At 66.2% G+C, this 12,579-nt stretch carries 11 protein-coding genes; 6 read left to right on the forward strand and 5 right to left on the reverse strand.

Annotation, left to right across the window (positions count from 1 at the left end; genetic code table 11):
* Positions 1–312 precede the first annotated feature (312 nt).
* From tkt to pgl, 6 genes are read left to right on the forward strand one after another with little or no spacing between them, the layout of a single operon-like run.
* Entirely contained in the window at positions 313–2,430 is a 2,118-nt protein-coding gene (gene tkt, locus AC5RUO_RS09295; RefSeq protein WP_494103323.1) for a transketolase, read from the forward strand.
* Positions 2,431–2,459: 29 nt separating this feature from the next.
* On the forward strand, positions 2,460–3,575 hold the full coding sequence (tal, locus tag AC5RUO_RS09300) for a transaldolase (protein WP_494103324.1): 1,116 nt from the start codon (positions 2,460–2,462) through the stop codon (positions 3,573–3,575).
* A gap of 6 nt (positions 3,576–3,581) precedes the next feature.
* Positions 3,582–5,213, forward strand: a complete 1,632-nt coding sequence (locus AC5RUO_RS09305; protein ID WP_494009080.1) for a phosphoglucose isomerase-related protein — start codon at positions 3,582–3,584, stop codon at positions 5,211–5,213.
* 15 nt (positions 5,214–5,228) lie between these two features.
* On the forward strand, positions 5,229–6,788 hold the full coding sequence (gene zwf, locus AC5RUO_RS09310) for a glucose-6-phosphate dehydrogenase (protein WP_494103325.1): 1,560 nt from the start codon (positions 5,229–5,231) through the stop codon (positions 6,786–6,788).
* Positions 6,785–7,726, forward strand: coding sequence for a glucose-6-phosphate dehydrogenase assembly protein OpcA (locus AC5RUO_RS09315; protein ID WP_494052271.1), 942 nt, complete (start codon positions 6,785–6,787; stop codon positions 7,724–7,726). The genes zwf and AC5RUO_RS09315 overlap by 4 nt, the downstream gene beginning before the upstream one ends.
* A complete protein-coding gene (pgl, locus tag AC5RUO_RS09320) occupies positions 7,716–8,534 on the forward strand; it encodes a 6-phosphogluconolactonase (protein WP_494052270.1) in 819 nt (272 codons plus the stop codon). The genes AC5RUO_RS09315 and pgl overlap by 11 nt, the downstream gene beginning before the upstream one ends.
* On the opposite strand, the gene AC5RUO_RS09325 is transcribed toward pgl, so the two are convergent.
* The 5 genes from AC5RUO_RS09325 to gap form a co-directional block, all read right to left on the reverse strand.
* Positions 8,487–8,882: an RNA polymerase-binding protein RbpA gene (locus AC5RUO_RS09325; protein WP_494103326.1), complete on the reverse strand. Its 396-nt coding sequence runs from the start codon at positions 8,880–8,882 to the stop codon at positions 8,487–8,489. The two genes, pgl and AC5RUO_RS09325, sit on opposite strands and share 48 nt — an antisense overlap.
* 126 nt (positions 8,883–9,008) lie before the next feature.
* Entirely contained in the window at positions 9,009–9,263 is a 255-nt protein-coding gene (gene secG, locus AC5RUO_RS09330) for a preprotein translocase subunit SecG (protein WP_009357659.1), read from the reverse strand.
* A 50-nt stretch (positions 9,264–9,313) separates the two neighbouring features.
* A complete protein-coding gene (gene tpiA / locus AC5RUO_RS09335; RefSeq protein ID WP_494009075.1) occupies positions 9,314–10,129 on the reverse strand; it encodes a triose-phosphate isomerase in 816 nt (271 codons plus the stop codon).
* Between the two features lie 90 nt (positions 10,130–10,219).
* A complete protein-coding gene (locus tag AC5RUO_RS09340) occupies positions 10,220–11,446 on the reverse strand; it encodes a phosphoglycerate kinase (protein WP_494103327.1) in 1,227 nt (408 codons plus the stop codon).
* Positions 11,447–11,456: 10 nt separating this feature from the next.
* The gene (gene gap, locus AC5RUO_RS09345) at positions 11,457–12,467 is read right to left on the reverse strand and encodes a type I glyceraldehyde-3-phosphate dehydrogenase (protein WP_459792717.1); all 1,011 of its coding nucleotides are present in this window, start codon (positions 12,465–12,467) and stop codon (positions 11,457–11,459) included.
* Positions 12,468–12,579: the final 112 nt, after the last annotated feature.

A 12,579-nucleotide genomic window follows, 5' to 3' on the forward strand; every position in this document is an offset into this window, starting at 1 on the left:
GCTCGGGTGCCAATTCGAGCAGATTAACTCAGGCTCACTTCAGGCTGATTCATATAAGGGGAAATTGCGTCCAAATCCTGAGATTTGCGCTGCCCGGACTTTGGAATGGAGCTAAGCTGTCACCAGATCAGCACGCAGCAGGGAAGCGGTGGAAAACGCATTCCCAGATTGCAAGTGGCTGAGTGAGAGATCAACGTTTCGATGGTGAACGGCTGGTACACACCGCAGCGGGCGCCACACAGCGTGCCTTTACTCGGACCCGGTGTGCCGCCTGCCATCAGCACAGAGAGGGGCCCGGTTTTCGTGCCACATTTGGAAGAGCAAGAACTGTCTTGGACCGACCTGGACCAGCGCGCCGTGGACACCGTCCGCGTGCTGGCCGCCGATGCCGTGGAGAAGGTTGGCAATGGCCACCCCGGCACTGCGATGAGCCTGGCTCCGGCCGCTTACCTGCTGTTCCAGAAGCTGATGCGCCACGATCCGCGGGATCCGGACTGGATCGGCCGTGACCGCTTCATCCTCTCCCCCGGCCACACGTCGCTGACGATCTACATCCAGCTGTTCCTCTCCGGCTACGGCCTGGAGTTGAAGGACTTGCAGGCGCTGCGGACCTGGGGTTCTCTGACCCCCGGCCACCCGGAATACAAGCACACCGCCGGCGTGGAAATCACCACCGGCCCGCTGGGCCAGGGCCTGGCCTCCTCGGTGGGCTTTGCCTACTCCCAGCGCCGCCAGCGCGGCCTGTTCGACGCCGACGCCGCCCCGGGCACCAGCCCCTTCGACCACACCATCTGGGTCATCGCGTCCGACGGCGACCTGCAGGAAGGCGTTACGGCCGAGGCTTCCTCTCTGGCTGGCCACCAGGAACTGGGCAACCTCGTTGTGCTGTACGACGAGAACCACATCTCCATTGAGGACGATACCGACATCGCTTTCACCGAGGACGTCCTGAAGCGGTATGAGGCCTACGGCTGGCACGTCCAGCGTGTGGACTGGACCAAGACCGGCGAGTACAAGGAAGACGTCCAGGAGCTTTACGCCGCGCTGCTCGCCGCGAAGGCCGAGACCTCCAAGCCGTCCATCGTCTCGCTGCGCACCATCATCGGCTACCCGGCCCCGAAGAAGCAGAACACCGGCAAGATCCACGGTTCCGCACTGGGTGCCGAGGAAGTCGCAGCGCTCAAGACGGTTCTGGGCTTCGACCCCGCCAAGACCTTCGAGGTTGACGAGGAAGTCCTGGCCCACGCCCGCTCCGTGGTGGACCGCGGCGCCGCAGCCCGCAAGGAATGGGAAGAGTCCTTCAACGCCTGGCAGGCCGCCAACACCGAGGCCGCCGCGCTGCTGCAGCGCATCGAGGCCAAGGAACTGCCCAACGATGTGGACGCGGCCCTGCCGGTCTTCCCGGCCGGCAAGGACGTTTCCACCCGCGCCGCGTCCGGCAAGGTCCTGAACGCCCTCGGCCCGGTCCTTCCCGAACTCTGGGGCGGCTCCGCCGACCTCGCCGAGTCCAACAACACCACCATCGAAGGTTCGCCCTCGTTCGTCCCGGCGTCCAAGCAGACCGATGCATGGTCCGGCAACCCCTACGGCCGGGTCCTGCACTTCGGCATCCGCGAACACGCCGCCGCGTCGATCGTGAACGGCATCAGCCTGCACGGCCGCACTCGTGCGTTCTCCGGCACCTTCCTGATCTTCAGCGACTACCAGCGCCCGGCGATCCGCCTGGGCGCGCTGATGGGAGTCCCGTCCCTGTATGTGTGGACGCACGACTCCATCGGCCTGGGCGAGGACGGACCCACCCACCAGCCGGTGGAACAGCTCGCCTCCCTGCGCGCCATCGTGGGCCTGGACGTCGTCCGCCCCGGTGACGCCAACGAAGTGGCAGTTGCCTGGAAGACCATGCTGGAAAACCACGACAACCCGGCCGGCATCGTCCTGACCCGCCAGAACATCCCCACCTGGGAACGCGGCGAGGGCGTAGCCTCCGGTGACACCTTCGGCTCCACCGCCGGTGTTGCCAAGGGCGGTTACGTCCTGGCCGAGGCGTCCAAGGACGGTGCCACCGTCCCGGCCGAGGTCATCCTGATCGCCACCGGCTCCGAGGTCCAGCTCGCCGTCAAGGCCCGCGAAACCCTGCAGGCCGAAGGCATTGCCGCCCGCGTCGTGTCCATGCCGTGCGTTGAATGGTTCAACAAGCAGGACGCCGCCTACCGCGAATCCGTCCTGCCCGCCGCCGTCAAGGCCCGCGTGTCCGTCGAAGCAGGACTTGCCCTGGGCTGGAAGGAATTCGTCGGCGACGCCGGCCGTTCCATCAGCCTCGAGCACTACGGCGCTTCCGCCGACTACAAGCGCCTCTTCCAGGAGTTCGGCATCACCGCGGAGGCAGTCGCCGCCGCCGCCAAGGACTCCCTCGCCGGCCTCCAGGCCTAAACCCAGAACACTTGAGGAGATAAACCATCATGACTACTCCCACCCAGCAGCTCTCCGACGCCGGAGTTTCCATCTGGCTTGACGACCTGTCCCGCGGACGCCTGGAAACGGGCACCCTGGCCAAGCTCATCGAAGAGAAGAACGTGGTTGGCGTGACCACCAACCCCTCCATCTTCCACGCCGCCATCACCGCCGGCACCGACTACGACGCGACCATCGCCAAGCAGGCCGCCGCCGGTGCCAGCATCGAAGACACCATCTTCGAAATCACCACCACCGACGTCGCCGACGCCTGCGACCTCTTCGCCCCCGTGGCAGCAGCCACCAACGGCGTGGACGGCCGCGTCTCCATCGAGGTGGACCCCCGCCTGGCCTGGGACACCGCCGGCACCATCGCCGAGGCTAAGCACCTGTTCAAGAAGGTCAACAAGGACAACGTCCTGATCAAGATCCCCGCCACCCCGGAAGGCCTTGAGGCGATCACCGCCACCCTGGCCGAGGGCATCAGCGTCAACGTGACCCTGATCTTCTCCCTGGAGCGCTACCGCGCCGTCATCAACGCCTTCCAGTCAGGCCTGGAACAGGCCAAGGAAAACGGCCACGACCTCTCCAAGATCCACTCCGTGGCCTCCTTCTTCGTGTCCCGCGTGGACACAGAGATCGACAAGCGCCTGACCGTCATCGGCACCGATGAAGCCCTCGCCCTCAAGGGCAAGGCCGGCGTCGCCAACGCCCGCCTGGCCTACCAGGTCTACGAAGAGCTCTTCGCCACCGAACGCTGGAACCTGCTGGCCCAGTCCGGCGCCCGCCCGCAGCGGCCGCTCTGGGCCTCCACCGGCGTGAAGGACCCGGCCTACCCGGACACCCTCTACGTCACCGAGCTCGTCGCCCCCGGCGTGGTGAACACCATGCCCGAGAAGACCCTGGATGCCACCTTCGACCACGGCGTGGTCACCGGGAACACCATCAGCGGCACCTACGCCGAGGCCAATGCCACCCTCGACGCCCTGGAGAACCTCGGCGTCTCCTACAACGACGTCGTCGCGATCCTGGAATCCGAAGGCCTGGACAAGTTCGTGGCCAGCTGGAAGGAACTCCTGGCCGACGTCGAAGGTGCCCTCGCCTCCGCACGGAAGGCTTCCTAGTCCCAGATGAGCACTCTCAGCTACGACGCCACCGGCGCAGCACAGCAGGCACTCGAGCAGCACATTCCCACCCTGGTGGCGGATCGGATTGCCACCCGGATCTTCGCCAAGGACCACACCCTGTGGGGTACGGACGCCGAGTCCGAGTCAGCGATCCGGCTTGGCTGGGTGGAGGCAGCCACCGTCTCCCAGCCCCTGGTGCAGGACATCCTGGAACTCCGTGACGCCCTTCGGGCCGAGGGTGTGACCCGCATCGTGCTTTGCGGCATGGGCGGATCCTCGCTGGCACCCGAGGTCATTGCCGGTACCGCCGGCGTCGAGCTGACAGTGCTGGACAGCACGGACCCGGACCAGGTCCGTGCTGCCCTGGCGGACCGGCTGGCCGAGACCGCGATTGTGGTCTCGTCCAAGTCGGGCTCCACCGTGGAAACGGATTCCCAGCGCCGCGTGTTCGAGAAGGCGTTTAACGACGCCGGCATCGACGCCGCAAGCCGGATCATCATTGTCACCGATCCGGGTTCCCCGCTGGACAAGGCTTCCCGTGAGGCCGGCTACCGTGCGGTGTTCAACGCCGACCCCAACGTGGGCGGTCGTTTCTCGGCGCTGACCGCCTTCGGCCTGGTGCCGTCGGGCCTGGCCGGCGTGGACATCCAGGCCTTCCTGGATGAAGCCGAAGAAGCTGCGGAAATCCTCAATGAGGACGCACCGGAGAACATCGGCCTGGCCCTCGGTGCTGCGCTGGGCGGCACCACGCCGCTGCGCAACAAGATCGTGATTGCCGAGGACGGATCCGGCATTGTCGGTTTTGCCGACTGGGCCGAGCAGCTCATCGCGGAATCGACGGGCAAGCTGGGCACGGGTGTCCTGCCGGTTGTTGCAGGCCCCGCCTCCCCCGAGGTCAGCTACGGCGCCCCGGACGTGCTGGTGGTGCGCCTTGTGAACGCGGACGCCGACGTCGAACTCGGCGAAAACCAGGTAGCCATCGCCGGCGGCCTGGCAACGCAGATGATGGTGTGGGAGTTCGCAACGGCCGTCGCCGGCCGCCTGCTGGGCATCAACCCGTTCGACCAGCCGGACGTGGAGGCAGCCAAGGTCGCTGCCCGCGGCCTGCTGGACGCACAGCCCGAACCCACGGCTGCGGCGTTTGTCGACGGCGCCATCGAGGTCCGCGGCGGCGACTGGCTCGGTGACGCAGCCACCGCCGAAGGTGCCGTGAAGGCCCTGCTGGGCACGCTGTCCCCGGACAGCTACCTCAGCGTCCAGGCTTACTTCGACCGCCTGGCCTTCGCGGAACTGGAAGGCATCCGCGACGAGCTCGCGGCCGCCACCGGCCGGCCCGTGACCTTCGGCTGGGGACCGCGCTTCCTGCACTCCACCGGCCAGTTCCACAAGGGCGGTCCCGCCATCGGTGTGTTCCTCCAGGTGACGGCATCCGCGGCGGAAGACCTGGCCATCCCGGACCGGCCCTTCACGTTCGGTGAGCTGATTTCCGCGCAGGCTGCGGGTGATGCCCAGGTCCTGGAAGGACACGGCCGCCCCGTCCTCCGCCTGCACCTGACCAACCGTGCCGCCGGCGTGGCGCAGCTGCAAGACATCATCGCAGCGCTCTCCGCCCGCGCATCCGCAACCGAAAGCTAAAGGCGCACAAGCACTATGCCAGAAACTGAATACGGCAGGAAGGCCGCGGGCCGGGGGCGGAATCCGCTCCGGGATCCGCGGGACCGCCGTTTGAACCGGATTGCGGGTCCGTCGTCCTTGGTGCTCTTTGGGGTCACTGGCGACTTGGCGCGGAAGAAGTTGATGCCGGCGGTGTATGACCTCGCCAACCGCGGGTTGCTGCCGCCGAGTTTCGCGCTGGTGGGCTTCGGGCGCCGGGAGTGGAGTGATGAGGACTTCGCCGCCCAGGTGAAGTCCTCGGTCCAGGCCTATGCACGCACACCCTTCGACGAGGCGGTGTGGAACCAGCTCGCCGAGGGCATCCGGTTCGTGCAGGGCGAGTTCGACGACGATGGAGCGTTCCAGCGGCTCGGTGACACGGTCAAGGAACTCGATGAAGTCCGCGGCACCCGCGGGAACCACGCGTTCTACCTGTCGATCCCGCCGAAGGCGTTTGAGCAGGTATGCCGGCAGTTGTCCAAGCACGGGCTCGCGCAGGCCGACGGGGACAAGTGGCGCCGCGTGGTGATCGAGAAGCCGTTCGGGCACGACCTTGAGTCGGCCCGGAAGCTCAACGATATCGTGGAGTCCGTGTTCCCGCCGGATGCGGTGTTCCGGATCGATCATTACCTGGGTAAGGAAACGGTCCAGAACATCCTGGCGCTGCGGTTCGCGAACCAGCTGTTTGAGCCGTTGTGGAACGCGAACTATGTGGACCATGTCCAGATCACGATGGCGGAGGACATCGGCACCGGCGGCCGGGCGGGGTATTACGACGGCGTGGGCGCTGCCCGCGACGTTATCCAGAACCACTTGCTGCAGCTGCTGGCCCTGACCGCGATGGAGGAGCCCATCTCGTTCAATGCCGATGACCTGCGCGCGGAGAAGGAAAAAGTCCTCGCCGCGGTCAAGCTCCCCGAGGATCTGTCCACGCACTCGGCCCGCGGCCAGTTCACCGGCGGCTGGCAGGGCGGTGAGCAGGTCCAGGGCTACCTGGAGGAAGAGGGCATCCCTGCGGACTCGACCACGGAAACCTACGCCGCGATCCGGGTGGACATCCACACCCGCCGGTGGGCCGGGGTGCCGTTCTACCTGCGTGCCGGGAAGCGGCTGGGGCGGCGGGTGACGGAGATCGCGGTGGTGTTCAAACGCGCCCCCAACCTGTTGTTCCGGGACCACACGGATGATGACTTCGGGCAGAACGCCGTGGTGATCCGGGTCCAGCCCGACGAGGGCGCCACGATCCGGTTCGGGTCCAAGGTCCCGGGCACCCAGATGGAGGTCCGGGACGTGACCATGGACTTCGGGTACGGGCACTCGTTCACCGAATCCTCCCCCGAGGCCTACGAGCGGCTGATCCTGGATGTGCTGCTCGGTGAGCCGCCGCTGTTCCCGCGGCACGAGGAAGTGGAGCTGTCCTGGAAGATCCTTGACCCGTTCGAGGACTACTGGGCGTCCTTGAGAGAGCAGCCCGAGCCCTACGCCCCCGGCAGCTGGGGCCCCGCCTCAGCGGACGAGTTGCTGGCCCGTGACGGACGAACCTGGAGAAGGCCATGATCGTAGACCTGCCCGATACCACCACCTCGAACGTCTCCAAGAAGATCATGGCCCTGCGCGAGCAGGGCGGCGTGATCGCCCTGGGCCGGGTCCTGACCCTCGTGGTCGTGACGAAGTCCGGGCTCGAGGAAGAAGCGATCGAGGCCGCGAACGAGGCCAGCCGGGAACACCCCTGCCGGATCATCGTGCTCGCCGACGCCGGGAAGGAACACGCGGACCGGCTGGACGCGCAGATCCGGGTCGGCGGGGACGCCGGCGCCTCCGAAGTGATCGTGCTGCGCGGCTACGGCCAGCTCGCGCACGAGTCCGAGTCGCTGGTCGCGGCGCTGCTGCTCCCTGACGCCCCGATCGTGGCCTGGTGGCCGCACGGCGCCCCGGAAAACGCGTGCGAAACCTCCATCGGCCGCATCGCGCACCGACGGATCACCGACTCCGCCAACGAACCCGACCCCCAGGCCGCGCTGGAAAACATCCGCGCCACCTACAAGGCCGGCGACACCGACCTCGCCTGGACCCGCCTCACCAACTGGCGCATCCAACTCGCCGCAGCCCTGGACGAGGTGGACACCTCCCCGGTTACAGCGGTCGCCGTCGAAGGTGCCTCGGATTCACCCAGCACTATCCTGCTCGCCGCCTGGCTCACCCTCACCCTGGATGCGCCGGTCACCATCGTGGCCGACCCAGCGGGGACCGGGATCCGCCGGGTCCGCCTCAGCCGCCCCGGCGGCGATGTGCAGCTGTTCCGCCCGGGGCTTTCCGTCGCCGAGCTCACCCAGCCCGGCCAGCCGGCCCAACGGATCTCCCTGCCACGGCGCAGCCTCCGCGACTGCCTCGCCGAAGAACTCCGCCGGCTCGACCCCGACGAAGTGTTTGGCGAAGTGATTACTATTGGACTGCCACGAACCAATCTAAGGAGCGTCCGTCCCAGTGAGCGTTGAGCCCAGAGTAAGCGTCCATCCTGATTCGTCCGTCCTGATGGCGGCCATTGCGGCCCGGCTCATCACCAAGCTCGTGGATGTGCAGGACAAACACGGCGAGGCCACCGTGGTGCTCACCGGAGGCACGGTGGGCATCGGCACGCTGAAGGCTGTAGCTGACTCTCCGGCGGCGCCCGCCGTCGACTGGTCCAGGGTGAACTTCTGGTGGGGCGACGAACGTTTCGTCGGTTCCGCGGATCCCGACCGGAACACGAAGCAGGCGTTTGACGCCCTGCTCTCGCGTATCCCGGTGGACCCGGAGCGCGTCCACCAGCCCGGTTCCTCCGACGACTTCGAGACACCCGAGGAGGCCGCCGAGGACTATGCACGGCGGCTGCGGGAGGCTGCGGCGGCCGAACATGCGGCCGACATGTCCGATGATCGGCCCGAACATCCCGCGGCGCTTCCCCGTCTCGATGTGGTGCTGCTCGGCGTGGGGCCTGACGCCCATGTTGCTTCGCTCTTCCCCGAGCAGGCAGGGATCCGGGAAAAGGAACGGACGGTGGTGGGAGTCCGCAACTCCCCCAAGCCCCCGCCCCTGCGCGTGTCACTCACCCTGCCGGCCATCAACACGGCCGCGGAGGTGTGGATGGTGGTCGCAGGCGAGGACAAGGCGGGTGCGGTTGGCCTGGCCCTTGCCGGGGCCAACCCCGTGCAGGTGCCCGCGGCCGGGCCGCGGGGAACGTCCCGCACCCTCTGGCTTATCGACGAGAACGCCGCGTCACGTGTCCCGCAGCAGCTCGTCCGAAAGGATCCCGCGGGCGCGTAGCTTTTCCAGCGCTCCGGCCAGGACGTCTTCGGCGTCCTGGCCGGAGCGCCTTTCTTTAACGTACTCAAGATGGCTCTTGTAGCCATCGTCCAGCGCGTCGGCCGCTGCCGCGGCATGGCCGTCCCTGGTGGCGGGAGCCCCGCACCTCCGGCAGTCCCACACCACCGGGATCTGGTCTTCCGGCAGCTTGAGGAACACGGGCTGCGTTTCGTGGCCCTTGGCGCACCAGTAGGACACCTTGATCCGCGGCAGGAGGGAGCCGTGGTCCTCGCCGGACTGGAGGCTGGAACCTGATCCCGCTGTTACTCCTGCACGGGTACCGCGGAAGCCTGATGCTGGATGGACCACCGGAACTCCTGCCTCGAAATTGCCTGGCTTAAACAAAAACTGTGGCTGTCGGGAACCGACAGCCACAGTTTAGTAGGCAGATCCGCCGGGCGGGAGTGCCCGCCGGCGCGCCTCAGCCGAGGAGAATCAGGAGTCGCCGCCGCTGAACCGCATGATCAGGCCCAGGGCGATGATGACGATGCCCCAGGTGACGCCCAGGATCACGGTGAACCTGTTCAGGTTCCGCTCGGCCACGCCGGAGGAGCTCAGGCCCGAACTCATTCCGCCGCCGAACATGTCCGACAGACCGCCGCCCCGTCCCTTATGGAGAAGGATGAGCAGCGTCAGCAGGAGGCTGGTGATGCCCAGGAGGATCTGCAGGATGACATGAAGAACGTCCACGACGGCCTTTCAGGAAGTTGGGATTGCGGGAGTGTGCGCTGCGGGACGGACTAGTCCGCCACCAGGTGACTCTCGAACCTGACAATATTAGCAAACTCGGCCGGATCGAGGCTTGCGCCACCCACCAGCAGGCCGTCGACGTCGCGCTCCTTCAGGATGGCGGCGGCGTTGTTGGCCTTGACCGATCCACCGTAGAGCAGGCGGGTCCTGGCAGCGACGTCGGCATCGAACAGCGAGGCGAGCTCGGCGCGGATGGCGGCGCACATCTCCTGTGCGTCCTCCGGTCCGGCAACTTCACCGGTGCCGATGGCCCAGACGGGCTCATAGGCAACTACGAGTTCTGCAGCCTGCTCGCTGGTCAGGCCCGCGACGCCGGCGCGAAGCTGTTCCAGCGTGTGGTTCACGTGCGTGCCCGACTGGCGGACCTCCAGGCCCTCCCCGACGCACAGGACGGGCGTGAGGCCATGTTTGAAGGCAGCCTTGACCTTGGCGTTGAGGACGTCGTCGGATTCGTTGTGGATGGTGCGCCGTTCGCTGTGGCCCACCAGCACGTACTTGCATCCGAGCTTGTTCAGGAACTGGCCGGAGATGTCGCCGGTGTAGGCGCCGGAATCAAACTGGGAAAGGTCCTGGCCACCGTAGGCGATGTCCAGGTCGTCGCCCTGGACGAGCGTCTGCACACCGCGGAGGTCAGTGAACGGCGGGAAGACAGCTACCTCGACGCGGCTGTAGTCGTGCTTGGCATCCGAAAGGGTCCAGGCCAGCTTCTGCAGGAGGGTGATGCCCTGCACGTGGTCCATGTTCATTTTCCAGTTGCCCGCGATGAAGGGCTTGCGGTCGAAAGCGCCGTTCGTTGACGAAGTCACGTAATCTCCAAAAAGTCTTGATAAGTGATTGGCCGGCAGGCTGCCGCGCGGGCAACCTGCCGGCCTGAGGACTGGAAGGTGGGGTGCTGTCTAGCGGTCCAGGACGCTGAGGCCGGGAAGTTCCTTGCCTTCGAGGTACTCCAGGCTGGCGCCGCCGCCGGTTGAGATGTGGCCGAACTGGTCATCTGCGAAACCAAGGGTGCGGACGGCAGCCGCGGAGTCGCCGCCGCCCACCACCGTGAACGCTTCGGTTTCGGTGAGGGCCTGCGCAATGGCGCGGGTTCCGGCGGAGAATGCTTCGAATTCGAAGACCCCCATCGGGCCGTTCCAGAAGACCGTCCTGGCTCCCTTGATCCGACCTGCGAACGCAGCGGCCGAGTCCGGGCCGATGTCCAGGCCGATACCCTGGGCACCGAAGCTACTGTCCTCGATGGCGTCGGCGGAAACGGTCTCGTGCGCAGCGTCAGCCGCGAACTTCTCCGCCACCACGACGTCGGTGGGCACCACGAATTCGGTGCCGGCGTCCGAGGCGCGCTTCAGGTACTCCTTGACCACCGGGATCTGGTCCTCCTCGAGCAGGCTGGAAGCCACCTTGTGGCCTGCTGCGGCGAGGAAGGTGAACAGCATGCCGCCGCCCACCAGGATGGTGTCAGCCTTGCCGATCAGGTTATCGATGACCGCCAGCTTGTCCGAAACCTTGGATCCGCCGAGCACCACCACGTAGGGACGCTGGGTATCGGCCGTGAGCTTGCGCAGGACCTCCACCTCGGTGTGCACCAGGTCGCCCAGGTAGGACGGAAGCCGGGTGGCGACGTCGTAAACACTGGCATGCTTGCGGTGCACAGCGCCGAAAGCGTCATCCACGTACGCGCCGTTGTCACCGGTCAGCGCCACCAGCTCGTCAGCGAAGGCGCCGCGCTCGGCGTCATCCTTGCTGGTTTCGCGGGCGTCGAACCGGACGTTCTCCAGGACCAGGGCTTCGCCGTCCTGCAGCGACGCCGCGGCTTCCTTGGCGGAACTGCCGACGGTGTCCCCCGCCAGGGTGGCCTTGAAGCCGGCAAGTTCCGCCAGGCGGTCAACTGCGGGGCGGAGGGAGTACTTATCCTCGGGGGCGCCCTTGGGGCGTCCAAGGTGGGCTGTTACCAGCACGCGGGCACCGGCGTCCGTGAGCTTTGACAGCACTGGAAGTGAGGCCTTGATACGGCCGTCGTCAGTGACTGTAGAGCCGTCGAGCGGCACATTCAGGTCACTACGAACCAGAATGTACCGCCCGCGGACACCTTCAGCGAGAAGTTCGTTGAGGGTGTGTGATGTCATGTGTCTAACCCTAGCCCAGCTTGGACGCGACAAGCTCCGTAAGGTCGACGAGGCGGTTCGAGTAGCCCCATTCGTTGTCATACCAGGAAACAACCTTGACCTGGTTGCCGATGACCTTGGTCAGTCCGGCGTCGAAGATGGACGAGGCGGGGTCGCCGACGATGTCGGAGGACACGATGGGCTCCTCCGTGTAGGTCAGGAAGCCCTGCAGTTCCTCGGACTCGGCAGCACGCTTGAGGGCGGCGTTGACTTCCTCAACGGTGGTCTCGCGGGAGACGGTGACGGTGAGGTCGGTGGCGGAACCGGTGGGCACGGGAACGCGGATGGCGTAGCCGTCCAGCTTGCCCTTCAGCTCGGGCAGGACCAGGCCAATGGCCTTGGCGGCACCGGTGGAGGTGGGCACCATGTTGACGGCGGCGGCGCGGGCACGGCGGAGGTCCTTGTGCGGGCCGTCCTGCAGGTTCTGGTCGGCGGTGTAGGCGTGGACGGTGGTCATGAGGCCGCGCTCAATGCCGAACTCGTCGTTGACCACCTTGGCCAGCGGGCCCAGGCAGTTGGTGGTGCAGGACGCGTTGGAAATGATGTTGTGGGTGGCGTTGTCGTACAGGTTGTGGTTGACACCCATGACGATAGTGATGTCCTCGTCCGAGGCCGGAGCGGAGATCAGGACCTTCTTGGCGCCGGCGTCGATGTGCTTCTGCGCATCGGCGGCCTTGGTGAAGAAACCGGTGGACTCGATGACGATGTCCACGCCCAGCTCGCCCCAGGGGAGTTTGGCGGGATCGCGCTCTGCAAGGACCTTGACGACGTTGCCGTTGACGACGATGTTGCCGTCTTTGACCTCGATGGTTTCCTTCAGGCGGCCGCCCACGGAATCGTACTTGAACAGGTGTGCCAGGGCCTCGGGGCTGGTGAGGTCGTTGACGGCTACGATCTCGAGGTCCGCGCCCTGTGCAAGTGCTGCGCGGAAGTAGTTGCGGCCGATGCGGCCAAAGCCGTTAATACCAATACGGGTCGTCACTTTTTCAGTCTCCTTGGTGCTTTTAGAAGCACTACTAGTTGAGCGGGCGTTCAAGCCAACTAACAGATCCCGCACGCCATTGGGCAGAGATGATTTACATACGGAGGGCGAC

The organism is Arthrobacter sp. Y3221087, from assembly GCF_059089905.1.